This is a genomic window from Carnobacterium maltaromaticum DSM 20342 (assembly GCF_000744945.1).
Classification (GTDB): domain Bacteria; phylum Bacillota; class Bacilli; order Lactobacillales; family Carnobacteriaceae; genus Carnobacterium; species Carnobacterium maltaromaticum.
The window spans coordinates 2,458,491-2,484,309 of the sequence record NZ_JQMX01000001.1; the positions used below are offsets into that span (position 1 = coordinate 2,458,491).

The 25,819-nt window shown below is 35.3% G+C and carries 25 protein-coding genes; 19 read left to right on the forward strand and 6 right to left on the reverse strand.

Annotated elements, in window-relative coordinates; all coding sequences use genetic code 11:
* Positions 1–77 precede the first annotated feature (77 nt).
* Together BR77_RS19760 and BR77_RS11375 are read right to left on the reverse strand one after the other, a co-directional pair.
* The gene (locus BR77_RS19760) at positions 78–3,131 is read right to left on the reverse strand and encodes a 5'-nucleotidase C-terminal domain-containing protein (protein WP_016356680.1); all 3,054 of its coding nucleotides are present in this window, start codon (positions 3,129–3,131) and stop codon (positions 78–80) included.
* 267 nt (positions 3,132–3,398) lie between these two features.
* Positions 3,399–4,037: a PepSY domain-containing protein gene (locus tag BR77_RS11375; protein WP_015077834.1), complete on the reverse strand. Its 639-nt coding sequence runs from the start codon at positions 4,035–4,037 to the stop codon at positions 3,399–3,401.
* A gap of 156 nt (positions 4,038–4,193) precedes the next feature.
* Between BR77_RS11375 and BR77_RS11380 the strand changes: the two genes are divergently transcribed.
* From BR77_RS11380 to BR77_RS11435, 12 genes are all read left to right on the forward strand, one after another.
* On the forward strand, positions 4,194–4,730 hold the full coding sequence (locus BR77_RS11380; protein ID WP_035065086.1) for a GNAT family N-acetyltransferase: 537 nt from the start codon (positions 4,194–4,196) through the stop codon (positions 4,728–4,730).
* A 236-nt stretch (positions 4,731–4,966) separates the two neighbouring features.
* The gene (locus tag BR77_RS11385) at positions 4,967–5,608 is read left to right on the forward strand and encodes a FadR/GntR family transcriptional regulator (RefSeq protein WP_010051877.1); all 642 of its coding nucleotides are present in this window, start codon (positions 4,967–4,969) and stop codon (positions 5,606–5,608) included.
* Entirely contained in the window at positions 5,595–6,764 is a 1,170-nt protein-coding gene (locus tag BR77_RS11390; protein ID WP_015077832.1) for an MFS transporter, read from the forward strand. The genes BR77_RS11385 and BR77_RS11390 overlap by 14 nt, the downstream gene beginning before the upstream one ends.
* A gap of 128 nt (positions 6,765–6,892) precedes the next feature.
* On the forward strand, positions 6,893–7,666 hold the full coding sequence (locus tag BR77_RS11395; RefSeq protein WP_015077831.1) for a nucleotidyltransferase domain-containing protein: 774 nt from the start codon (positions 6,893–6,895) through the stop codon (positions 7,664–7,666).
* A gap of 247 nt (positions 7,667–7,913) precedes the next feature.
* Positions 7,914–8,630 (forward strand): 16S rRNA (guanine(527)-N(7))-methyltransferase RsmG, encoded by a 717-nt coding sequence (gene rsmG, locus BR77_RS11400; RefSeq protein ID WP_010051880.1) that lies wholly within the window; start codon positions 7,914–7,916, stop codon positions 8,628–8,630.
* A gap of 88 nt (positions 8,631–8,718) precedes the next feature.
* Complete coding sequence (noc, locus tag BR77_RS11405; protein WP_010051881.1) at positions 8,719–9,627, forward strand: nucleoid occlusion protein; 909 nt, start codon at positions 8,719–8,721, stop codon at positions 9,625–9,627.
* A 159-nt stretch (positions 9,628–9,786) separates the two neighbouring features.
* On the forward strand, positions 9,787–10,551 hold the full coding sequence (locus BR77_RS11410; protein WP_010051883.1) for a ParA family protein: 765 nt from the start codon (positions 9,787–9,789) through the stop codon (positions 10,549–10,551).
* Complete coding sequence (locus BR77_RS11415; protein WP_015077828.1) at positions 10,541–11,434, forward strand: ParB/RepB/Spo0J family partition protein; 894 nt, start codon at positions 10,541–10,543, stop codon at positions 11,432–11,434. The genes BR77_RS11410 and BR77_RS11415 overlap by 11 nt, the downstream gene beginning before the upstream one ends.
* Positions 11,435–11,467: 33 nt before the next feature.
* Positions 11,468–11,656, forward strand: a complete 189-nt coding sequence (locus tag BR77_RS11420) for a DUF951 domain-containing protein (protein ID WP_010051885.1) — start codon at positions 11,468–11,470, stop codon at positions 11,654–11,656.
* Between the two features lie 32 nt (positions 11,657–11,688).
* Positions 11,689–12,789: a redox-regulated ATPase YchF gene (gene ychF / locus BR77_RS11425; RefSeq protein WP_010051886.1), complete on the forward strand. Its 1,101-nt coding sequence runs from the start codon at positions 11,689–11,691 to the stop codon at positions 12,787–12,789.
* A 106-nt stretch (positions 12,790–12,895) separates the two neighbouring features.
* Positions 12,896–13,582: a DUF1129 domain-containing protein gene (locus BR77_RS11430; RefSeq protein WP_015077826.1), complete on the forward strand. Its 687-nt coding sequence runs from the start codon at positions 12,896–12,898 to the stop codon at positions 13,580–13,582.
* Positions 13,583–13,748: 166 nt separating this feature from the next.
* Positions 13,749–14,891, forward strand: coding sequence for a WxLIP family cell surface protein (locus tag BR77_RS11435; protein ID WP_015077825.1), 1,143 nt, complete (start codon positions 13,749–13,751; stop codon positions 14,889–14,891).
* A 118-nt stretch (positions 14,892–15,009) separates the two neighbouring features.
* Here BR77_RS11435 and BR77_RS11440 read toward each other — a convergent pair whose 3' ends face one another.
* Entirely contained in the window at positions 15,010–15,360 is a 351-nt protein-coding gene (locus BR77_RS11440) for an antibiotic biosynthesis monooxygenase (protein ID WP_010051889.1), read from the reverse strand.
* 440 nt (positions 15,361–15,800) lie between these two features.
* Between BR77_RS11440 and BR77_RS11445 the strand changes: the two genes are divergently transcribed.
* Entirely contained in the window at positions 15,801–16,361 is a 561-nt protein-coding gene (locus BR77_RS11445) for a hypothetical protein (protein ID WP_010051891.1), read from the forward strand.
* Positions 16,362–16,482: 121 nt separating this feature from the next.
* Positions 16,483–17,043, forward strand: coding sequence for a sugar O-acetyltransferase (locus tag BR77_RS11450; RefSeq protein ID WP_015077824.1), 561 nt, complete (start codon positions 16,483–16,485; stop codon positions 17,041–17,043).
* A 54-nt stretch (positions 17,044–17,097) separates the two neighbouring features.
* Here BR77_RS11450 and BR77_RS11455 read toward each other — a convergent pair whose 3' ends face one another.
* The 3 genes from BR77_RS11455 to BR77_RS11465 all read right to left on the reverse strand — a co-directional run bounded on the left by BR77_RS11455 (position 17,098) and on the right by BR77_RS11465 (position 20,950).
* Positions 17,098–18,555 (reverse strand): glycoside hydrolase family 1 protein, encoded by a 1,458-nt coding sequence (locus tag BR77_RS11455; protein ID WP_015077823.1) that lies wholly within the window; start codon positions 18,553–18,555, stop codon positions 17,098–17,100.
* A gap of 72 nt (positions 18,556–18,627) precedes the next feature.
* Entirely contained in the window at positions 18,628–20,052 is a 1,425-nt protein-coding gene (locus BR77_RS11460; RefSeq protein ID WP_010051896.1) for a PTS transporter subunit EIIC, read from the reverse strand.
* 313 nt (positions 20,053–20,365) lie between these two features.
* Positions 20,366–20,950, reverse strand: coding sequence for a nitroreductase family protein (locus BR77_RS11465; RefSeq protein ID WP_015077822.1), 585 nt, complete (start codon positions 20,948–20,950; stop codon positions 20,366–20,368).
* A 329-nt stretch (positions 20,951–21,279) separates the two neighbouring features.
* Between BR77_RS11465 and BR77_RS11470 the strand changes: the two genes are divergently transcribed.
* The 5 genes from BR77_RS11470 to BR77_RS11490 all read left to right on the forward strand — a co-directional run bounded on the left by BR77_RS11470 (position 21,280) and on the right by BR77_RS11490 (position 25,781).
* Entirely contained in the window at positions 21,280–22,182 is a 903-nt protein-coding gene (locus tag BR77_RS11470; RefSeq protein ID WP_015077821.1) for a helix-turn-helix domain-containing protein, read from the forward strand.
* A 155-nt stretch (positions 22,183–22,337) separates the two neighbouring features.
* A complete protein-coding gene (locus BR77_RS11475; RefSeq protein WP_015077820.1) occupies positions 22,338–22,568 on the forward strand; it encodes a hypothetical protein in 231 nt (76 codons plus the stop codon).
* Positions 22,569–22,587: 19 nt separating this feature from the next.
* Positions 22,588–23,853, forward strand: coding sequence for an efflux RND transporter periplasmic adaptor subunit (locus BR77_RS11480; RefSeq protein ID WP_035065092.1), 1,266 nt, complete (start codon positions 22,588–22,590; stop codon positions 23,851–23,853).
* Entirely contained in the window at positions 23,837–24,535 is a 699-nt protein-coding gene (locus tag BR77_RS11485) for an ABC transporter ATP-binding protein (protein WP_015077818.1), read from the forward strand. Before BR77_RS11480 ends, BR77_RS11485 begins: the two co-directional genes overlap by 17 nt.
* Positions 24,522–25,781 (forward strand): ABC transporter permease, encoded by a 1,260-nt coding sequence (locus BR77_RS11490; protein ID WP_051926804.1) that lies wholly within the window; start codon positions 24,522–24,524, stop codon positions 25,779–25,781. Before BR77_RS11485 ends, BR77_RS11490 begins: the two co-directional genes overlap by 14 nt.
* Positions 25,782–25,819: the final 38 nt, after the last annotated feature.

Below are 25,819 nucleotides of genomic sequence, written 5' to 3' on the forward strand. Positions count from 1 at the left end.
TGCTATCAGAAAATAAAAAGCTTTCTTGGATTCTATCTAGAGCCCAAGAAAGTTTTTTTATTTTAAATTAAGTTTATTTAAGCGATAGATTTGTGTTTATTTTTTTTAGTTAGATAGAAAGCTGCACTACCTAATAAAATGAGTCCAGCTAAAGTAGAAACGCTAGATTCCTTTTCTCCAGTTTGTGGGAATGAAGCAGCAACAGTTGGAGGAGACAAAGGATTATTCGTTGTTCCAGTCGGTGTTCCATTATTCCCGTTTCCAGTAGTGGTTCCATTTCCATTAGTAACAGCATCTTTAGCAAGAACGGTCTTATCAAACGTAACACTATAACCATTAGCATCCGTCACAACAAAAGTAACCACGTGATCTTTAGCTAAATTAAGCGACTGTAAATCAAGAGTGAAGTCACCATTTGCGTTAGCAGTTGTAGATAAAATAGTTCGTGCTTTACTATTTTTCAATTGAGCAGTAACAGTCCCATTAGGAATTGTTTTTCCAGTAAAAGTAGTTATGCCTTCTTTAATATCAGGTAAAACAGTGGCAGCTTTAATAGCTGCAATAGCCGCAGCTTCACCATTTTCTTCTTTAGCAAGGACGGTTTTATCAAACGCAACACTATAACCATTAGCATCCGTCACAACAAAAGTAACAACATGATCTTTAGCTAAATTAAGCGACTGTAAATCAAGAGTAAAATCGCCCTTTTCGTTAGCAGTTGTAGATAAAATAGTTCGTGCTTTACTGTCTTTTAGTTGAGCAGTAACAGTCCCATTAGGAATTGTTTTTCCAGTAAAAGTAGTTATGCCTTCTTTAATATCAGGTAAAACAGTCGCAGCTTTAATAGCTTCGATAGCTGCAGATTCGCCGTTTTCTTCTTTGGCAAGCACGGTTTTATCAAACGCAGCACTATAACCATTAGCATCCGTCACAACAAAAGTAACAACGTGATCTTTAGCTAAATTAAGCGACTGTAAATCAAGAGTGAAGTCACCCTTTTCATTAGCAGTTGTAGATAAAATAGTTCGTGCCTTGCTGTCTTTTAGTTGAGCAGTAACAGTCCCATTAGGAATTGTTTTTCCAGTAAAAGTAGTTATGCCTTCTTTGATATCAGGTAAAACAGTCGTTGCTTTAATAGAAGCAATAGCCGCAGCTTCTTCTTCAGCTTTTATTTGTTCAGGTGAAATATAGCTTTTACGTCCTTCAATTTGAGCTTCAATGGTTTTGCCATCAGCCTCTTGAGCTTTAATATAATCGATAAATGTATCCGTATCTTGTGTCATCGTTGCCTCAAAAGTTGCTTCTGTAAAGGTTTTAAAGCCATCTCCGCCACCAAATAAAAAGTCATTTACGACAACTAAATAAGAGGCGTTAGGGTCAAGTAGTTCACCATTTGTTTTGCGAATTTGGTGGACTTTGTAAGGTTGATTTGCATCACCAGTATCAGTATATTGATACGTTAAACCAGATAGTTGAAGGAAATATTTACCTTCTTCATCATATTGTTCATTCAGAACATTTTCAATTTGTTGACCAGTCATATGCACGACTTGTAAAATATTTCCAAATGGTTGCACATTTTGAGCTGCTCCCCATGTGATTGAGCGATCTTCTTGGACAAGTAAATCAGCTCGGATACCACCATTATTTGTCATAGCAAAATCAACATTGAAGCCTTGTTTTTGTGCCATAACACGTTGCCCATCGGTTACTAAGTTTCCAACAGCAGATTCTTTATTTGGGCTATCTTTTTCAACTTCACGGCTAATCGTTTGGTTGGTTGTTGCTGTTCCAATTTTTTCAGAAGTAACCTTAGTAACACGAGTATCAGCATCATCAATAATAGCTTTCACTTCAGGATCTTCAGTTACACCAGCTTGAACAGGTGTAACTTCAGCATCTGGAACCGCAACAAAATCATTGGTTTCAGGGTCAAGCTCGGCTTTTAAATTGATAAATGCTTTTCCTTGTGAGGTACTTTGCACAATTCTTGTCTTCCCAACAACCCCATTTGTATATTGATGATTGTGTCCAGCAAAGAATGCATCCACACTGTTATCAGGGCTTGCTGTATTAACTTTATCCATGATATCAGCAGCTTCACCAGAAACGACTTGATTGGTGCTAACAGCAGGAACGTGAGCTAAAACAACAATCGCATTGACGCCTTGATCTTGTAAGATTTTATCATATTTGGCAATGGTTTCGGCTTCATCAAGGAAGTTGTAATCTTGATAGTGTTGTTTAAGAACTAAATTAGGAATTTCAGTAGTGACGATGCCAATAAAGCCAACTTTAACTTCTTTATCGCCATCTTTAACTGTTTTAATTGTATAGGGTTCCCAACCATAAGGGATATTTCCATTTTTATCAGTCATATTTGCAATTACAATATCTTGAGTTGATGCTTCATGGGTGTAATCTTCTGTAATTTGATTGAATTCACCAGGTAAAGGAGCTTGTCCGGTCATAATTCGATTAAATTCACCAAGTCCCTCATCAAATTCATGATTTCCAAGTGTGCCAATTTCAAAATTCATTTTATTTAAAACTTTTATAGTAGGTTCATCTTGTAGCAAACCAGAGTTAGCCGGGCTAGCTCCAACCATATCCCCAGCTTGAACACGAATCGTTGTGCCATCAGGCTTTTCAGATTGGAAATTAGTTTGAGCATTGTTCAAATAAGTTGCTAATAGTGCCGCTTTTCCAGCTTTGCTAAACGCGGTTCCTTCGATATAGGCTGTTCCGGTCGTGCTTAAAGCCCCATGGAAATCATTGATTCCCAATAGTTGAAGAGGGATCGTTTTTTTCTCAGGTGCAGCTTCAGGTTGCGGATCTGCAATTGTGGGTGCATCTGTAATTGTTGGTGTAGCTACATCCTGTTTCAGTGGTTCTTGCTCAGTTTCTGGAATAGGAGGAGTGATTGGAGTTTCTGCAGGTGGTACAGTAATCGCTTCTTCTTCTGGTGCACTAACTTCAGGACTAGTTGTCGATTCATCAGGTAAAGAAGTGGTTTCCTCCGTGGTGACAACGGTCTCATTTGCTAAAACTGGAGGCGCAAAACTACTGATACTTGAAGAAACTAATCCAACAATTAACAGCTTACTTAAAAAACAATTAAACTTTTTCATTTACTAATCAAGCTCCTTTTAATTTTTATTTCCCAACAGTAAAATTTTAACATTAAAGCTAAATTTAAACAATATAGTTCGTTAATAAAACGCTAACAATTTTAAAGAACGCTTTAAAATACTGTTTATTTTTATATTCACGATTAATTGTGAAAAAAATAAATAGGTTGAAAGGTCTCCAACAAATTGTTTTTTACGAATGACAACTAAAAAAAGCGTGGGAATCATCAATAATCTGATGATTCCCATGCTTTTGATAGTTTAGTTTTAATCGTCTTGTTCAGTTTGTAAAATATCCCCACTAACAGAATCAATTTTAACTTCTGTTTCGTTCGATCCATTTTTAATGGTTACTTCATAAAAAGTCTTTTGAACTTCTTGGCTTAGTTTCCATTCAGTAATATCACCTTGCTTATTCGCTTCAGAAAATGCGGCTTCCATTGCTTTTTGAGGTGAAATAATGTTATCTAATAACAGAGCATCATTTTTTCTAGCTGCACCATTTGCATCTTCGGAATCTAAGCGCTCTTCTTTTTGTTTACTTATTTCTTTCGTATCTGCATCGATAAATAGCTCATATTCTTTAGCATCATCAACACCTTCGATTTTGTATCCATAGGCGCCAAAGTTCGTATCAAATTCAATACTCGTAATGGCTACATCAGGGTGCTCTTTTGAAAATAGTTGAATAGCGTCATCTAAGCTAACTTTAAATTCTTGATTTAATAAGCTAGAAGTAGATGTTGTAGAAGGACTACTTTCGGTAGTAGATGAAGCTACTTGTGAGCTAGATGTTGCTTGATTGTTGTTATTTGTTGATGTTTCTTTTGTATTTCCATTTCCACAGGCACCTAGAAGTGCTACTGTTGCGATTGAAATCATACCGAGTACTATTTTTTTGTTCATTTTTAAACATCCCCTTTTCTTATACTAACTATTAAAATAATAACAATTATTGATAATGGGAACATCAGACTATAGTCTGATTTGTTCCTAGGACTATTTTAAGTTACACTAATGTTATCAAAATCGGCTATTTAAGGCAAGTAGGAGGGGTTAATAATGGAAATTAGAACAATTGAAACAGAAGATTATGCAGAAATAAAAGTGTTAATTCAAAAAGCTTTTGAAAACGAGGAACATAGTGATGGTGATGAACAGCTTTTAGTGGAACGCATTCGCAAAGAAAAATCATACCAAAAAGAGTTTGAGGTTATTGCTTTAATCAATTCTGAAATTGTTGGACATGGACTATTAAGCCCGGTCATTATTGAACAAAAAGAGAGTTCAATAATTGAAGATGCTGTTATGGCACTTGCGCCCTTAGCAGTAAAAAAAGAATATCAAGGCAAGGGAATTGGTCGGGCTATTATAGCAGAATTAGAAAATAGAGCCAAGACTGCAGGCTATCAAGGTCTAAGTATTTTAGGAGACCCTGGTTACTATCAAAGATTCGGCTACTTCCCAGCAAAAATCAAGCAAATTGAAGCTCCTTTTGAAATAGAGTCGAATTATTTTCTTATTAAAGAACTAACTGAAAATAGCTTGGAAAATTGTCAGGGGATCGTACGTTACTTACCAGCATTTGGATTGAATTAATTAAAGAATAGTACAAATAAACGCGGGCAAATTAGTGGCTCGTGTTTATTTGTGCTAGTTATTTTATTCATAAATTACTAATTTATATTAAATTATTCAGACACTAAAAATTAACGTGAATTAGAAAAGATAATTTGATTTACAGCCCTTTTTTTTAGTGAAATTAATTGCATCGTATTTGTAGAAGTGATATGATGATTTTGTAATCATCAGATGATTTGAAAGGTGAGGATAGTATGAGTAATAGAAATCTAGTCAATCAAACAATTCAGAAGTTAGAAAATCTTTTAGGAGAAGGAACTTACCAAGTAGGCGATAAGTTGCCTGTTGAAAAAGTGCTAGCAGAAGAGTGTGGTGTCGGACGTTCAACCTTACGAGAAGCGGTTAAGATTTTAGAACATGCAGGGGTTTTAACTGTGAAACAAGGTTCAGGGACATACGTCAATCAACATCGCGTTGCCACCTATTCAACGGAACAATTATTGGAAATTCGTGAAATGTTAGAAGTTCAATCGGGTAAACTAGCCACATCAAGGTTCACTACAGAAGAACTAATGGAATTAAAAGAAGTCTTATTTGAGCGAAATGAAGCGCTAGAAAAAGGCCGATTTGCGCATTATGTTGAAGCTGATTTAAATTTCCATTGGTTAATTGTAAAAGCGAGTCGCAACCCATTTTTAATTCGGTGGTATCAAGAAATCTTACCTGATTTGAAACAAACGTTAAGTTCATTTGTCTTACGAACAGACAACTATTCAGATAATACCGAGTTACACCAAGTGATCTTTCAAGCTTTAGTAGAACAGGATGAAGCAACTGTAGTGGCTGCAACTTTAGAGAATAATCAGAGGGAGTTAGTTCGTTATGCAAAAAAATGAGAGACGATTAGTTGGCTTGATTTTTGTTGTGGCGTTTAATTTGAGGGTAGGAATTTCCTCAGTACCGGCGCTATTAGAATTAATTAAAAAGGATCTAGGTATTTCTAATTTTCAAAGTAGCTTAATTACAAGTATTCCTGTCATTTGTATGGGTGTTTTTGCATTGACCGTCCCTTATTTTCAAAGAACTTTGGGACGACGTCGAACGATTTTTTTTAGTTTACTTATTTTGGGACTAGGAACATTAGCTCGATTTTTTGTAACAAGTTACAATCTTTTTTTAATTACTGCATTTATGATTGGTTTTGGAATTGCCATTATCGGCCCGTTGTTATCGGGTTTTATTAAAAGTAATTTTCCCTTTAGGTCAGGTTTAATGATTGGTGTTTATTCATTAAGTATGGGCTTAGGTGCTTCTCTTAGTTCAGGTTTAGTTTTGCCACTAACTGAACATTTTAAAGGGAATTGGGGAATATCTCTCGCTTTGTGGGGTGTTTTTGCACTTATAGCTGCCTTGATTTGGCAAATGTTTTCTCCAGTCGAGAGTCAACGTAAATCAGCAAAATCAACGTCTTTTTCTTTACCGTTAAAAAATAAAAAAGCGTGGAAATACACACTGTTTTTTGGAATCCAGTCTGGAATTTTTTATGGAATGACGACTTGGTTGGCCCTAACAGCGTTAGAAAAAGGAGCAACAACCTTACAATCAGGTTATTTTTTAACGTTGTATACAGTTATTCAGATGCTTTGTAGTTTCATTATTCCAACTTTAATGGATCAATTTGGTAAAATGAAGCAGTGGATGTTTTTTTCAAGTGGGCTAGTATTTATTGGTGCCGGTATGATTGCTCTTGCTCCTAGTGTTGTTTTTTTCGTACTTGGAATTATTTTAGCAGCTATCGGACTAGGAGGTTTATTTCCAATTGCTGTCTTATTGCCTATTAGAAACACAAAAACAGCCGAGGAAACCAGCTTATGGACCAGTATGATTCAGTCATTTGGCTATATATTAGGCGGATTTATGCCTGTTTTAATGGGAGCAGTAAAGGATACAACTGGTAGCACAATTGCCCCGTTTTTGATAATGGTGTTGCTAAGTAGCGTGTTGTTAATACTATCATTCAGTGAGAAAAATGAGCCATCAATCGATTTATAAAATTGAATAGTTAAATCATATGCGTTATACTTAAATAGAACTTATTCAGCTGGCTAGGCATGGTAATTTGTACGAATGCTTGCTGAATAAATACTTAGTATTAAAATGAATGAAGAAAGGGAAATAATATGGATACTAAAATGAAAGCGAAAATAAAAAAATCGTTAGCCTTGATTGAAAAAGAGCATGATATAAAGATTCTATATGCAGTTGAATCTGGTAGCCGTGCCTGGGGGTTTCCATCTGAGGATAGTGATTATGATGTCCGTTTTATTTATGTTCATACAAAAGAATGGTATTTATCAATAGCTCCGAAACGTGATGTGATTGAATACCCTATTGATGATGAATTAGATATCAGTGGCTGGGATTTACAGAAAGCTTTAAAATTGTTACGAAAAAGCAATCCATCTTTAATCGAGTGGCTAAATTCATCAATTATTTATCTAGAAACGGGTGATTTAGCGAGCCAGTTAAGAACGTTAGCTCAAACCCACGTCTCACAAAAACAATTAATGTATCATTACTACCATATGGCTCGTGGCAACTTTCGTGATTATTTGCAAGGGGAGCATGTGAAAATCAAAAAATATTTTTATGTATTGCGACCAGTTTTAGCTTGTTTATGGTTAGAAAAATATCAAGAAGCACCTCCTGTTCTTTTTAATCAGTTATTGACGTTGCCAGATTTGGACTCAGAATTAATTGCAGAGGTCGAAGCCCTTTTGATTCGGAAAAAACGTGGGGATGAGCTCGATTTAGAAAACCAAAATCCTATTTTAAATCAATTTATTGAAGAGCAATTGACACAATTAGAAGTGATTTTAAAAGCAGAAAAAGATCAGCCGTCAATGCTAAGCTATGCATTATTGGATGAACTTTTTACTAAATACATGTTGTAGCAAATAAAGGCGCAAAGGATGAGGATCCTGTGTGCCTTTATTTGCTGAATATCAAAGAAATAAAAATTGAAATACAGTGATTTTTACAAAAAATAAACTAATTCCTTCATTATATGTTCAAAAATAGCAAGTAATTAAAAAAAAGTTGAAATAATCATTGCACTTCACAGGTATTTGTATTAAAGTTAGAAAGATAGAGTTGTGAAACAAAAGTGTGTTTCACGTTATCAAAAAGGAGCGTGAATTCGTGAATCCAGAAGAATTTAAGGAAGCCCTTCTTGAAAAGGGAATTCCATTAACTGATAAACAAATGCATCAATTCGATCAGTACTTGAAGTTATTACAAGAGTGGAACGAAAAAATTAATTTAACTGCCATAACGGAAGAGGAAGAAGTGTATTTAAAGCATTTCTATGACTCAATCTTAGCTGGCTTATATGTGGATTTTAAAACAGGGGTCCAAAGCTTATGTGATGTAGGTGCTGGTGCTGGTTTTCCAAGCATCCCCCTAAAAATTGTCTTTCCGAGTTTATCGGTGACAATTGTTGATTCATTAAATAAACGTATCCAATTTTTAAATACGTTAGCAAATGAATTAGAATTAGAAGATGTTCATTTTTATCATGATCGTGCTGAAACATTTGGTCAAAACAAGCAGTTTCGTGAAAGCTTTGATTTTGTGACAGCTCGTGCAGTGGCGAAAATGAGTGTTCTGACGGAATTATGTTTACCTTTAGTCAAAAAAGGTGGGCTTTTTATCGCGTTAAAAGCGAGCAATAGTGATGAAGAAATGAAGGAAGGCGACCGTGCTATTCGTTTATTAGGCGGTAAAGTTCGAGAAGACATTGTCTGTCAATTGCCTCGTGAAGCTGGAGAACGTCATATTATTTTAATTGATAAGAAGAAAGAAACACCAAAAACTTATCCAAGAAAACCAGGAACACCTAATCGTAAACCCTTATAATCAATTTGACAGTTACAACGACTATTACAAACGAAAAAAATTTGTTACAATAGTATTATTGGAATAGATGACTGAAGGAGAGAAAAAGATGGCTTTGTCTGATTTATTTGGTTCAGGAAAATCAAAAAAGAAAACTGAAGAAAAACTTGATAAAGTTGTGCCGGAAGTAGTCAATGATACTATTGTAAACGAAGAGGCGCATCAAACGATTCAACGAATTGAAGCGAAACAAATTATTCCCAATCGATTCCAACCACGTAAGATTTTTAACGAAGAGAAGTTAAATGAACTTGCTCGGACCATCCATATTCATGGGTTAATTCAACCAATTGTTATTCGGGAGTATGCACCTAATGAATATGAAATCATTGCTGGTGAACGTCGTTTTAGAGCGATGATGCTTTTGGAATGGACAGAAGTTCCAGCAATTGTCCAAGAGATGACGGATACCGAAACCGCATCAGTAGCGTTGATTGAAAATTTACAGCGGGAAGAACTGACTTCTATTGAAGAAGCCAAAGCGTATCAAGGATTGCTTGAGTTAAATGGGATTACTCAGGAAGCATTAGCTCAGAGAATTGGGAAAAGTCAATCTTTTGTAGCGAATAAATTACGTTTATTGAAGCTTTCTACTCCAGCTCAACAGGCCTTGTTAACGCAAGAAATTTCTGAACGTCATGGTCGAAGTTTATTAGCATTAGATGAAGAAAACCAGGGAATTGTAGTTAAAACAATTATTTCTGAAAAGTTAACCGTTAAAGAAACAGAAGAGTTGGTTAAAAAAATCATTGCTGAAAAAGCGGGACCTGAACAGCCTAAGAAAAAAAAGCGCAAAAAAGGAATCTCGAAAGATGTTCGTTTAGCGTTGAATACAATTAAAAAATCAATCACTATGGTAACAGATACAGGGATTGATATGAAGACCGAAGAAGAAGATTTAGAGGATGTCTATCGGATTACGATTGAAATTCCAAAAAGTAAAACCAATGACAAATAATGAGCGATAAATGAATTTCTTCATTTTGAAAGATGCGTAGGAGAATAAGCACGCATCTGCGGCCTATTCTCCTACGTATTTTTATCATATAACGCAGGACCATTAAATAGTTAGTCTGATTTAACAATCACGACTTCTCAATAAATTGGAGGAAAAACAATGGCACGAATTATATCAGTTGCAAACCAAAAAGGTGGCGTTGGAAAAACCACTACTACAGTTAATTTAGGTGCATGTTTAGCCTATTACGGTAAAAAAATACTACTTGTTGATATTGATGCCCAAGGAAATGCTACTAGTGGTTTAGGAGTGCGCAAAGCAGATGTTGAAAAAGATATCTATGATATTCTAGTCAATGAAACTCCAGTTGATGAAGTTGTACTTGAAACATCTCGGGAGAACTTATGGATTGTCCCAGCGACGATTCAATTGGCAGGTGCTGAAATTGAATTAACAACGCAAATGGCTCGTGAATCTCGATTGAAACAAGCTTTAGCCAAAGTCAGTGATGACTATGATTATATCTTGATTGATTGTCCTCCTTCCCTAGGCCATTTAACGATTAATGCTTTTACAGCTAGTGATTCAATTTTAATCCCAGTCCAATGTGAATACTATGCGTTAGAAGGGCTTAGCCAGTTATTAAATACTGTTCGACTGGTTCAAAAACATTTTAATCCTGATTTGAAAATTGAGGGAGTTTTACTAACTATGCTAGATGCCCGTACGAACTTAGGGTATGAAGTTGTTGATGAAGTCAAAAAATATTTCCGCGAGCGTGTTTATAAAACAATTATTCCGCGAAATATTCGTTTATCAGAAGCACCAAGTCACGGCTTATCTATTATTGATTACGATGCACGTTCAAGAGGCTCCGAAGTTTATTTAGAGTTAGCAAAGGAAGTGTTAGCACATGGCGAATAAAAATAGTAAAGGTTTAGGTAGGGGTATTGATGCGCTTTTTGGCGATTATTCTGAACTCGATGAGATTGATGTAACCAATGAAATGGTCAAAGAAATTCCACTAGAAGAAATTCGCCCGAATCCATATCAGCCACGTAAAACATTTGATGAAGAAGCCTTAAATGAACTTGCTGACTCGATTCGACAATCAGGCGTTTTTCAGCCGATTATTGTTCGTGAATCAACGATAAAAGGCTATGAAATCATTGCTGGCGAACGTCGTTTTAGAGCATCTAAGTTAGCTGGGAAAGCGACAGTTCCTGCAATCATTCGTGCGTTTGATGAAGAGAGAATGATGGAGGTTGCGGTTCTAGAAAACTTGCAACGTGAAGATTTGACCTCACTTGAGGAAGCTGAAGCATACGATATGCTGATGAAAAAATTAAAGTTAACTCAAGAAGAAGTTGCCAAACGTTTAGGAAAAAGTCGTCCTTACATTGCGAACTATTTGCGTTTATTAGGTTTGCCAGAGTCTGTCAAAAAAATGCTCCAAAGCGATGAGATTTCAATGGGACAAGCCAGAACTTTACTGGGCTTGAAAGATAAGCGCATGATTATTAAAATTGCCAATAAAGTTGTTCGTGATAATTTAACGGTTAGACAATTGGAACAATTAGTTAACCAGTTAAATCAGCCTAAAGAAGTCGAACAAAAGTCTAATAAAGCAGAGAAAAAACCTTACTATATCCGTGAAAGTGAAGATCGCTTGATGGATAAATTTGGTACAGCTGTTCAAATTAGTGACAAAGGCAATAAAGGTAAAATTGAAATTGAGTATTTATCAACAGATGACTTAACTAGAATTTTAGATATTCTAGAAATTCAATTTGATGATGAAGAATAAAGCTTGAATTTAGAATGAGTGGGTGTGATGAAGATGTATCAATTGAACGATAGCGTTGAGATGAAGAAGCCACATCCATGTGGCACAAATCGTTGGCTAATCATTCGAATGGGGATGGATATTCGAATCAAATGTGAGAAATGTGGTCATATGGTTCTAATGCCTAGAAGAGAATTTGAAAAGAAAATGAAAAAAGTATTACAAACAGCAGACACAAAATAAAAGAACTTAGAAAAGGATCGTGTGAATTAGATATGGCATTAACAGCAGGAATTGTAGGATTACCAAACGTAGGGAAATCAACCCTTTTTAACGCAATTACAAAGGCAGGGGTAGAAGCAGCAAACTATCCTTTTGCAACAATTGATCCAAATGTGGGCATGGTAGAAGTTCCAGATTACCGTTTAGCCCGTTTAACAGAATTAGTAACACCAAAGAAAACTGTTCCAACAACGTTTGAATTTACAGATATTGCTGGGATCGTAAAAGGCGCCAGTAAAGGTGAAGGATTAGGAAATAAATTCTTAAGTCATATTCGCCAAGTAGATGCAATTTGTCATGTTGTTCGTTGTTTTGATGACGAAAATATCACTCACGTTGATGGACGAATTGACCCGATTGCCGATATTGAAACCATTAATTTAGAATTGGTTTTAGCCGATTTAGAGTCTGTTGAAAAACGTCATGCACGAGTTGGAAAATTAGCTCGTACGAAAGACAAGGATGCATTAGCAGAATTTGCAGTTTTAGAAAAAATTAAACCTGTTTTAGAAGAAGGTAAATCTGCACGTACGATTGAGTTTAATGAAGAAGAAGCTAAAATTGTTAAAAGTTTATTTTTATTAACCATTAAACCCGTTTTATATGTAGCCAATGTTTCAGAAGATGAAATTGGAGATGCAGAAGAAAATGAATACGTGAAACAAGTTCGTGAATTTGCAGCAACTGAAAATTCAGGAGTAAATGTTATTTGTGCTCGTATTGAAGAAGAAATTGCAGAATTAGATGATGATGAAAAAGCTGAATTTTTAACTGAGTTAGGAATTAAAGAATCCGGTTTGGATCAATTAATTCGTTCAGCTTATGACTTATTAGGGCTAGCAACATACTTTACAGCTGGAGTACAAGAAGTTAGAGCATGGACATTCGTTAAAGGCATCAAAGCACCACAAGCAGCTGGAATTATCCATTCTGACTTTGAACATGGCTTTATCCGTGCTGAAACAGTCTCTTTTGCTGACTTAGATAAATATGAGAATATGGCAGCAGCAAAAGAAGCAGGGCGTGTTCGTTTAGAAGGTAAAGAATATATTGTGCAAGATGGGGATGTTATGTTATTCCGCTTTAATGTATAATATAGTAATAAAATGAATGGCGGAAATCAAAAAATGGTCTCAGCTACTCATCAGTTTAAATTTTGCCAAATGCAGCTTTAACGCATGTTGAAAGGGGCCTTACTACGTGGAACAAGATACACAAAAGAATGTAGAAATCCAAAATGAAGAGTTGTACCGAAAGTTAACGAAGCGTAACGAACAATATATGATGAGCCTAGATAAAGCTTTAGATGCGGCTAATCTAACCGAAGATCGTAAGCGCGAAATCTATAGCGAGATGTTACCAGTTTTAGTTGAGGGCCAAAAAACAGGTCAGACAGCGCGCCAATTATATGGAACGGTATCTGAACAAATTGGTAAAGTTTTAGATGGACCTAGAAAAGCTGAAGCTAATGCACCTTCTAAAGATTGGATGATTTTTGTTGACGGTGGGTTAATGATGGTAGCTTTAATGTCCTTAGTTATGGGGGCAACTGGTTTAATTGGAAAGAGCCAAGGTGGAAGTGAGATGGGAATTGCCACTCTTGCACTAAACTTTGTTGGTGGTGGTTTAGTAGTCCTACTAATTGCTAAAAACACACCTAATCGTGATGGTAGCAACAAGAAAAAAGGTGGAATTTTCCGCTATATCTTAGTTGTCGGAGCGGCGATGATGGCTTGGTTATTAATTATGACCTTCTCAATGGCCTTTTTACCAGCTTCAATCAACATTATCTTGCCACCAATCGGCTACTTAATTGTAGCAGCCGTAGCTTTTGCAGGGAAAATGTATTTCAAAAAAACATTCAATGTTCGTGGTGGAATTTTTTAATCAAGAAACAACAAGCACACTGTCATTTCGATGATGATGTGCTTTTTTTGTCTAAAGAATGAGTATAGATGTGTTAAATTATCCAAAATACGATTTATAGAGTATGATGTATTTAAGTTGAGAATAATTTTGTTATTTTATTAATTAGAAAGGTGGAAGAATCATAATGAAAATCACTAAAAAAATGGCACTGTTTGTAATGAGTATTGGGTTATTATTCATGAGTTTTTCGATGCGTGTATCTGCAGAGGAAAATCCATCCAATGTCGCGATATCTGCTGTAATACCTGACAATCAAATTGATAAGAATAAAACGTATTTTGATTTATTAATGACACCAGGTGAGGAACAAGAACTCGAGGTTGTTTTGACGAATAGCTCAGATGAAGCTATTACTATGGAATCATCTGTAAATTCAGCTATTACGAATGACAATGGCGTTGTAGACTATAGCCAAGCAAAACCTAAGTATGATAAAACGCTAAAGCATCCTCTTTCAAGTATTGCAACATTTGAAAAGGAGCAAGTGATTCCAGCTAACTCCAAGAAAACAATGAAGATTAAAATTAAAATGCCTGAAACGGAAATTAAAGGCATTATTGCTGGTGGAGTCTATTTATCAGCCAAAGATAATGAAGATGCAGAAAAAAACGATGATTCAGGTGTACAAATAAAAAATAAATATGTGTATGTTGTTGGAATCCAATTACGCACTCGTGAAGATATTTCTGATGTGCAACCAGATTTAGTTTTAGATAAAAAATTAATTCAGCCAAAACAAGTCAATTATCGCAATTATTTAGGCATCAATTTACAAAATAAAGAACCCGTATTTATCCGTGATTTAACTGTTGAAGCTAAGATTTATAAAAAAGGCAGTAACGAAGTTTTTGTTGAATCAAAAAATGAAAATTTAAAGATGGCGCCTAATTCAAATTTTAATTATGGCGTAAACTGGAATAATAAAGAGTTTGAAGCAGGGACATATCGTGCGAAAGTTACTGCAATTGCCAAAGATTATGACAATAAAACATGGAATTGGGATGAAGAGTTTACAATTACGGCAAAAGATGCAAAAGACTTAAATGAAAAAGCCATTGATCTTGAAGTCGAAAAAACACCAATCTGGATTTATTTTGCTATTGCTGGTGGGATTTTACTGCTATTAATTGTGATCATCTATCTGATTAAACGTCATATAGATAAGAAGAAAGAAGCGCAACGTAAAGCTCAGTTGCGTAAAAAAAGAGAACTGAAAAAGAAAAAAGAAGCACAAAAAAAGAGAGTAAAACACAAAGAAAATGATTAAATCTAGTCAGTAAGTTAGAAGCAGTAAAGTGTTAGGGAGATATAAAGAATAAATCAAAAAGCTAACTCAAAAGATGGTAAATACACATCCTTTGAGTTAGCTTTTTTGGTTGTTATAATTAACCTTCTAAAACAGGTTCTTGACTTAAAACTGTTTCGAATTCAGCAATTTCATTTGAAATAATTCCGGTTCTATGGGCATGTTGTTCACGGGTATCAGCCGTTCTACCATGAGCTTTTTTAAAGCCATCTGTTTTTAGCCAAGCTTTTTGATTCGCTTCATTATCCCAACGACTTGTTACGACAATCTCTGAATAATCAGGATGAGTATCTTTTTTGCGCCACAATTCAAATCCTAAAAAACCTTCAATTCCAGCGATACTAGCTTGTGCATGTCCACCATTAAAGCGTGTAACAACTTGATCTACATGCTCTTTTTCTATTTTAATTGTATTTGTAACAATAAACATAGTCTATTCCTCCTCTTCATTTTGCTGTTGCAAGTAAGTAATTGTATTAATTGAGAGCGATTCTCAATTAAAGGAACTTAAAAATAAGTATAGCTAGTTAAAAGAGTGTTGTCAATCATTAAAAGTATTGAATTATCAAGGTTTATTGTTACTAATTACACATGATATACTTAAATTGAGACTAGTATTTATAAATAACGAGATACTCCAATTGAAAAAATTATACCGTAACTCTAAAATCCATTTCAAATTCAGAGCCAGTTAGGAATTTTTAGATCAATAGTTGCTTAGAGAAATCGTTTTATTTTTACCATATCACTATCAGTAAAATAAAGTTTTATGTTATACTATAGTTAAAGTTTGTGAGTTGATTAACGGATTTAAATAACCTTAAATCAAACTAACTGACAAATTAAAATTAGTAATGGAGGGTTATAGTTATGAAAATGAAAAAAATAGCATTTATTGCTTCAGTTTTATTGTTATCAATTGGAGTTGCAGCTTGTGGAAATGGTTCGAAAGATTCAAAAGATTCATCTTCAAAAGCAGCTTCATCAGCTAGTTCTGAAGAAGTTGTAACAGGAGCATCAATTAGTGATAAACCTGAGGATATCATCCATGGTTTAGGACCAGATGGTAACTGGATTTTTGCATTAACTGGCGATGCTAAGTTAACAGAAGATTTAGTTGTATCAGGAACTTTTTACGATAAAAATGACAAATCAAGTGATGTTTACCGTAAATTAGCTTTATACACACAAGATGCAGATAAAAAAGTAACAGGCGAATTCAAATTAACTGTACCAAAAATGATTGTTGAATCACCAAACTTTAAAATCCAAAACGGAACAATTGTTGGTGATGTACAAGTTTCTGCAGAAGGTTTTGAATTAGCTGACTCTACAGTTGAAGGAAATGTAACTTTTGATACGCAAGAATTGAAAGATTCTGCTAAATTAGATACAGGTAAAGTAACTGGAACAGTTGAAGTTGCTAAATAATTAAGTGAATGAATCAAAACTTGATTGGCACCTATTTTTTAGGTAAACCAATCAAGTTTTTTTGTATGACTAATTTAGCTACTGACGACTATTTTAAATAAATGTTAAGGGGGAGAAGGGAATGAGTTTACAAGAACAAGTTAATTCAGGGAAACCATATGACGATTTTTCTACAGAAGCAGTTTTGGCTCGTGATGTTGCTAAGGGATTAACGCGGAAATATAATAATAAAGTCAACTTAGAAGGTACTTATGATCTAAGTATCCTGACAGAGCTTCTTGGCAAGCATGGTCAACAATGTATGATAGAATCTAATTTTAGATGTGAATTTGGCTTTAATATCTCGATAGGTGAGAATTTTTTTGCCAATTACGATTTAATTATTTTAGACTGTAACCAAGTTACAATTGGAAATGATGTCTTATTTGGGCCAAGGGTGGGGTTATACGCAGCCAATCATGCTCAGAACCCAATTGATCGTGCAGCTGGAGAAGTCTATTCAAAACCCATCGTAATTGGCAATAAGGTCTGGCTTTGTGGAGACGTATCAGTAGCTCAAGGAGTGACGATTGGTGATAATAGCATTATTGGAACTGGAAGTGTTGTTACTAAGGACATTCCTGCCAATGTTGTTGCTGCAGGAAACCCATGTAGAGTGATTAAAAGTATCGTTGATGAATAAAAAGATAGCAAAAAAGCATCTTACTCAAAAAATGAGTAAAATGCTTTTTCACTGTTAAGCTAAATCTGTCCCATTACTAGCAATTACTTGTTTATACCAATTAAATGAATCCTTACGAGAACGTTCCAGTGTTCCGTTGCCGTAGTCATCTTGATCTACATAAATAAATCCATAACGCTTAGACATTTCATTCGTACTCGCGCTGATTAAGTCAATACATCCCCAAGGTGTATAGCCGATTAGATCGACGCCGTCTTTAATCGCTTCAGACATTTGCTCAATATGTTGGCGCAAATAATCAATACGATACGAATCATGGATACTACCATCTTCCTCAACTGTATCATACGCCCCTAGTCCATTTTCAACAATAAATAGCGGTACTTGATAACGATCATACATTTTATTTAACGTAATACGTAAACCTTTAGGGTCAATTTGCCAGCCCCAGTCACTTGATTCCAAGTATGGGTTTTTCAGACCGCTCATAAAGTTTCCAACAACTTGTTGCTTCGTAGGATCACCACTTTGAACCATAGACATATAGTAGCTGAAAGAAAGGAAATCAACTGTGTGGAGCAACAATAATTCTTCATCACCTGGTTCCATTTCAATAGTGATATTCTTTTCTTCAAAAAAACGATCCATATAGCTTGGATAGTAGCCACGTACTTGAACATCCGTATAGAACAAGTTTGCATGATCCTCTTCCAAAGCTCGTTGCACATCATCTGGATTACACGTTTCAGCATAAGATTCCATCCGAGCCAACATGCATCCAATCATTGAATCAGGGATAATCTCATGTCCAGCTTTAACGGCACGAGCGCTCGCTACAAATTGATGGTGCGTTCCTTGATAGGCTGCTTGCATATGATTTTCATAGGTTCCAGCTAAAATCCCACCGCCAATGTAAGGACTCATTGCCATCACATTGATTTCATTAAAGGTTAACCAATATTTCACTTTATCTTTATAGCGTTTAAAAACAGTTTCAGCATAATGCACAAAGAAATCAATCACTTTTCGATTAGCCCAACCACCATATTCAGTGGCCAAATGTAACGGCATTTCATAATGAGAAAGAGTCACTAAAGGCTCGATATTATATTTTAGACACTCATCAAAAACTTTATCATAGAAAGCTAAACCAGCTTCATTTGGTTCCGTTTCATCCCCATTAGGAAAAATACGTGGCCAAGAAATTGATAAACGGAACGTCTTAAAACCCATTTCAGCAAAGAGAGCAATATCCTCCTTATAACGGTGATAAAAATCAATACCGCGGCGTTTCGGAAAATTATCGCCCATTTTTCCAGCCAAAGCATCCTCAATTTGTTCCTTCGTATAATCAGATAAAAGTGGACCAGTACGTTCTTCCTTTGGTGTAAAAGTAACCATATCAAAAGTTGATAGACCTTTCCCATCAACATCAAAAGCTCCCTCTAATTGGTTTGCTGCAGTAGCGCCACCCCATAAAAAATCCGCTGGAAATTGTGTTTTGATACTCATCGATAAATACCCCTCTCTTATTCATTTAATAGAAGGCTGAGAGAAAAATCTCAGCCTTCAGATAATGTTTTCTTATGCAAACTCTTCGTCTTTAAAACCAAGAACATAGGTAAAGACAAAACCTAGAATCATGCCGACAACACAGGCGATAACTGCGCCCCATAGACCCATATCAAGACCAGCTGGGTTGATATAACTTGGGAAAGCGAAGATACCTAAACCACCCATAATATAGCCAGTAGTATTGAAGAATCCTAGAATACCACCACCGATAGCAGCTGCTGCACAACTTGCGTAGAATGGTTTTTTCAGTGGTAAAGTCACACCATAGATTGCAGGTTCAGTTACTCCAAAGATACCTGAGATAAAGGCTGGAATAGCCAACGTTTTAAGTTTTTGATTTTTAGTTTTCATCCAAACCGCTAAAACAGCACCGATTTGAGCAAATGATGCAGCAAGAGTCATTGCTAGAATTGGATCGCCATTACCAGAAGCAATGTTGTTCATAGCAATTGGAACTAGACCCCAATGTAATCCGAAAATAACAAATACTTGCCAGAAACCACCAAGTAATAAACCAGCAACAACTGGACTTAAGTCATAAATGGCACCAGTTGCAGCTCCTAATAGCATACCTGCCCATGTAGCAATTGGTCCAATAACTAAGAAAGTTAAAGGCACAATAACTAGTAAAGTACAAAATGGAACTAAGAAATTACGAACAACACTTGGAATGACTTTAGTAAAGAATTTTTCGACTTTACTTGAAACAAAAACAGCAAGGATAATTGGAATAACAGATGAAGCATAGCTCATCATAATTACTGGAATTCCTAAGAAAGTAATTTTAATTGGAGATTCAAGCAATGTTCCTTGGAACAATGTGTAAAGTACCGGCATATCTGCTCCCATAACAGCAGCAATAGCAGGATATAACATTGATACCCCAATACTCATTCCAATAAATGGATTCCCACCAAATTTCTTACTTGCAGTATACCCAAGAAAGACAGGTAGAGAATAGAACAATGCATCACCAGTTGCTTGTAAAATAATATAAGTGCCGGACGTACTATCTAGCCATTTTAAGGCTACAAATAAAGCCACAAAACCTTTAATCATACCTGTTGCAGATAAAACACCTAAGATTGGTGTGAAAATTCCTGAAATCATATCGATAAAACGATCGAACAAACTACCTTTTGGTCCGTCATCGGCATCTGATGTATCCATACTATCATCAGTTGATAAGCCGCCGACTTTTAAAACTTCTGCAAAAACTTCAGGTACATGTGTGCCGATAACGACTTGATATTGACCGCCACTTTGCATAACGGTTACAACGCCGTCCATTTTCTTAATTTCTTCGGTTTTAGCAATGCTTTCATCTTTCAATTTGAAACGTAAACGAGTCACACAATGGAAAACACTTTTGACGTTTTCTTTCCCGCCAATTTTATCAAGAATATCTGTTGCTAAATCAGTGTACTTAGCCATTTTTTCCTACCTCCATTTTTTAGGTGTTCACTATTTTGAACAAAAAAAACCTAAACTGATTTGAAGTCGACAGGAATCCCTGCGTTTCAAATCAGCTTAGGTTTTGCCCAGAATTGGTAACAATCCTATCTGATGAATTCATAATACCAGTTGATGAAACTTAATGCAAGCGTTTTCTTTAAAAAGATAAAAAATAAATTTTAAATTAGTGGTATAGTCGCTATTTTTTCACTAAAATAGAATTTTTTTATAAAAAGACACATATTCGCTGGAATATGTGTCTTCAAGATATCTTAAGGCTTAAATTTAGCGGTTATAATAAAGAGCTAGCCCAGTTTTCGATAGGTTGCCTAGTTGCTATTCGTAAAGGTTGTTCTAAATCACGATGTCCTAATCGATAATTCGCAATTAGTTCATAATTACTAGGGAAACCAAGTTCATTTGAGAGGGTAGAATCTAAAATGAAGGGACTTGTTGCCCAAAATCCAACTAGATCCTGCTCCCAAGCAAGGAGTGAAAAGTTTTGAATCAAAGCAGAAGTGGCTTCAATTGAATCATAGTTTTTCCTAGGATTATCCACAAATATCTCACGAGCAAATAAAATTGTTGCAGGTGCTCCTAGAATTAAACGTGTCATTTTGGTAGTCATTCGTTCCCGTGTTTGCTCATCAATAATAACCTGATTGCGTTCATAGCTAGCAATAATTCGCTCATATAACCATTTTTTTTCAGCTTCAGTTGTGACAATTTTTGCTACCCAAGGTTCGTTCTTACCATGGTATGGTGCGTAGCTAGCTTTTTCTAGCAAAGTAAAAATTTCTTCGGGAGAAATGGGTGTATCTAAGCTCGTTTTTGAGGTGCGACGAGATATAATCGTATCGGAAATAGATTGTTTCATGATTAAACACTCCTTAATAGTAGTATATTGGAACGGACCTAAATAAAAAATAGTCAATCCAAACAGATAATTGAGAAGTATTCTCAATTGGTTAAGTTCTATAGTAACGGAAATTAAAATTAAGTGCAAGTAATAAAAATATGTATAGTTTCAATCTATAATGGTTATTTTCTAATCATAGTAATAAATTGTTAATTTGTACGATTTTAAAAATATTTACTTAATATTTTACGAAAACAGCTATTATAACTATCTTAATAATGGCGTGTCAGTTACAATAGGATAAAGATATAATTAAAAAGTATAGAAAGAAAGGGTGGAGTAAGTATATGCAAAAACAAATAGGGGATGTTGTAAAAGAGGCACGCAAAGCTAAAAGAATGACACAAAAAGAATTAGCTAATGGTATTTGTACACAAGCAACAGTTAGTAATCTAGAAAATAATAATAGCGTCCCGGCGGTGCGGACATTATTAGCAATCGGAGAGCGCTTAAAAATTGATTTTTCTGATCTATCAGAGTATCTCCCAGTTTCAGAAAATGGACATCGCGAATTATTTTATCAAGTCAAAGAACTTTTTAAAAAATTAAAATACAAAGAAGCTAAGGATTTATTGCTTAAAAAAATTAAGGTAAAAGACTTAACAGAATCTATTGATGTCAAAGAATATAATTATTATATGGGAATGGCGAGTTTGATGGGGGACAAAAATTTTTCTGATGCTCACTATCACTTTAACTTAAGTATGCAAGCAAGTACAAATAAAAACGTAGATATTCTGGATTCATTGACGACCAACGGAATTGCAGTCGCCTACTTTATGGCGAATGAATTAGATAAGTCAAAGTATTATTTTGAAAAATCTTTAGCTCAATTAGAAGAAATTAGAAAATCGGACGTTCAATTTTCTGATATTGCAGAAAGTATTAAGATTTATTACAATTCAGCCAAATATTATTCTGCAGTCAAAAACTATACTAAAGCGATTGAACTGTGTTCAGCTGGAATTAAATTGCAAAAAGAAGACGGCAGTATTCATGGATTGGAGCTTTTACTGTATGAAAAGGGGATTAATCTTTGTAAACAAGGCAAAATAGAAGATGCTGTGCATATTTTTTATTTAGCCGTCGCACTTTGTGAATTGAATGGTCGTAAAGATTTGATTCAAACGATTAAAAAAGACAGTGAAGAATATAAAATCGAATCGCTTGTATTTAGCTATAAAATCTAAAGGTTGACTAAACACCCTCTGAAATAGGAGGGTGTTTTTTGTTGTAATCAACATAGATATTTAAACTCCAGATACTCTCCACATTAGCTACATATAGACTGCAGATTACCTTGTTACACTAGGTTTACAAATAAATGAATGGGTGGGAATAAAGTATGAAAAAAAATATACTAGCAAGTTTAATTTTAGTAGTGGGTATGACAAGTTTATTAGCAGGATGTGGTGGCAGTAAAAAAGACTCAGAAGCTGAGAACATGGGAGCAACAGTAACGAATGGCAAGGGTGCAGTCACAGAAACTAAAGAAGGTGGTACTGTATTTAAATCAGGGGATGGTGGAGAAGCCCAATTTAACGAAAGTCCACAAGAAGCTCAAAAAGCAAAATAGAAAGGAGGCTTAAGCCGAGATGAAAAAAAAGAAGCCAATAAAATTAATAAGTAGTGTTGTAATTGTACTAGCAATCATAGCTGGCAGTATTTTTTATTTTACACGCAGTCAAAGCAATGCAAATTCTTTAAGTCAGAAGCTGATTCCACAAACAGTTAAAGAATTATCTGGTGATGGAAACAAAGGGTCCAATTTTTTATTAACAGGAAGTGTCGCGCCAAATCAAATCAGTAAATTAACTTTAGATAATTCAAAAGGAACAGTATCAGAAGTCCACGTGAAGGAAGGTGATTCTGTTGTTAAAGGTCAAAAACTCTACACCTATCAAAATCCAGATGGCGAATTAGACTTAAAAGAAGCGCAGTTGACTGTCACAAATCAAGCGAACGATTTAGAACAAAAACGTTCAGATGCTAGTTTGAAATGGGAGCAACACAATAAAAAACAGGCTGATTTAGATAAGTTAACAACAAAATATAACCAAGCAGGAGCAGAAGAAAAAGAAGCATTAAAACAAGAAAAAACACAGTTAGAGACAGAAGTAGCGCAAGCAAAGTCTGATGCTCGTACGGCAGATTCATTAATTGGAACTGCTGAAATTGAGCTAGAAAAAGCACAACTAGGTGTAACAAATGCAGAAAAAAAGTATGGTTCTAATGATGTTTTAGCTGAAGTTGACGGAGTAGTGAAAAAAGTTGATACTGATCAAATGAATAAGTCTGTTGCTGAAGGCAACAAAGAGACGTTTATGGAAATTACGGACACATCAAGTTTATACGTAAATGGCCAGGTTGATGAGTTTAATAAAGACCAGTTGGCAATTGATCAACCTGTTAAAATCATTGACCGGACAGATGAGAAGAAGGTTTGGAGTGGAAAAATAAGCAAAGTGGGAAATCTAGCAGCAGAATCTGGTGGAGACGATGAAAAAAAAGAAGAAGAAAATCCCAATCTGTCTAAGTATCCTTTTAAAGTTATTTTTGATCCAACGGATACTCCTCCACCTTTAGGACGTCATATGTATGTTGAAGTTTTACCAAAAGGAGATGAAGCCAACAAGGTGAAATTACCTTTAGACTTTGTTATTCAAGAGGGCAAAGAATCCTATGTGTGGCTCGTTAAAAAAGGCAAAATTGAAAAAAGTAAAATTGAAGCTGGTGAACCGGATAAAGAAACCAATACAGTTGAAATTACAAAAGGCTTAACTGAAGAAGACCAGATTGTTTATCCCTATTCCACTTTGAAAGCTGGAATGGAGGTTGGCTCAGATGTTAAAATTAACTAATATTTATAAATCTTATTGGCAAGCAGATTCCGAAGTTGAAATTTTGAAAAATATTAATTTATCCATTGAAGCTGGTGAATATGTTTCAATCATGGGACCATCTGGTTCAGGTAAATCGACTTTGATGAATATTCTCGGTTGCTTAGATAAACCAACAAGAGGGGATTACTTAATTGAGAACACAGATGTTTCTTCATTGAAAGACTATGAACTATCTGATTTACGCAATGAAAGCATTGGTTTTGTTTTTCAAAATTTTAATTTAATGCCCCGTTTAACAGCTTTACAAAATGTTGAATTGCCTTTAGTTTACGGAAAAGTTTCTAAAGCAGAGCGCAAAGAGCGAGGGATTGCTGCCTTGAAACAAGTGGGTTTAGAAGAGCGGATGCATTTTAAACCAGCTGAACTTTCAGGTGGGCAGAAACAACGGGTGGCAGTTGCTCGCGCGTTAGTTACCAATGCTAACTTTATTTTGGCAGATGAACCAACCGGAGCATTAGATTCAAAAACGAGTGAGCAGATTATGGATTTATTTTCTGAATTAAACAAGAATGGAAAAACGATCATAGTCATTACTCATGAGCAAGAAGTAGCAGATTATACAAAACGAAAAATTATTTTACGCGATGGGCTCATTACAAAGGATGAACGGAGTGTGACGGCATATGTTGGAAAATCTTAGTTTATCTTTACAATCCATTTGGGCGCATAAATTACGTTCGATTTTGACGATGTTAGGTATAATTATTGGTATTGCTGCAATAATTTCAATTTTCAGCATTATCGAAGGAAATACGGCAAACATGAAAAAACAAATTATGGGTGGTCCGAATAATACCATGAATGTTGATTTTGGACCTGCAAGCCAATTTTCTGGAAGTATGGGTATGGGTGGAAATGGAAACGAAAAAAAGCCTAATTATTTACCGATATTCACAGCAGAACAAATGGATCAAGTTAGACAAACGCCAGGAATCAAAAATGCTAGTCTTACCTATCAAAAATCAGCATCTATTTTTCGGGGTTCCAAGTCTGTTAATTCAGAGATAAAAGCTATGGATAAAAATTATTTTGATATGCTACCTCAAAAATTAACGGCTGGAAGATTTTTTACAGAGACGGACTATAAAGGGCAAAACCAGGTTGTTATGTTAGACAAAACGGCCTATGAAAATCTATTTCCAGAAGAAGATGGAATTGGTAAAATTGTTGAACTTAATGGAACTCCATTCAAGGTTATAGGCGTTGTAGAAGATCCAGAAGCAAATAACGAGATAAGTAGCGGTGGAGGCATGATGACTATGGCTATGGGTGGTGGAGAAAATGGAAAAGCGTATGTTCCGTTAACTCAATGGCCTAAAGTATCTGGTGAAATTAACCCAACACCAGCTGTGATTGTTCAAGGAGAGGATACAGATGGATTAAAACCTGCTGCAGAAAAAGTGGCTATGCTTTTAAATGGTTTTATTCCTCAATCGGATTATGTTTTTGGGATAATGAATCTAGAAGATTTTGAAAAACAAATGGATGAATTCAATCGTTCAGAGTTTTATTTGTTAGCAGGTATTGCTAGTATCTCTCTTTTAGTTGGTGGAATTGGTGTAATGAATATTATGCTCGTTTCAGTGACAGAAAGAACACGAGAAATTGGTGTGAAAAAAGCCTTAGGAGCTAGACGTAAAGTTATTTTGTTACAATTTTTGACTGAATCTGTCACGTTAACCTTTATTGGAGGCATAACTGGAATTTTATTTGGCTTAATTGCCGGAAAAGGGATTACGTCGGCTTTGAACTATCCATACATGGTTTCTTGGCTAGCGATTATAGGTAGTATGGCATTTTGTTCAATTATCGGAATTGTATTTGGGTTAATGCCAGCAATCAAAGCATCTAAATTAGACCCAATTGAAGCTTTACGTTATGATTAGGTTGAGCTTTTAGTGTAGGGTTGGTAAAATAAAAGCCA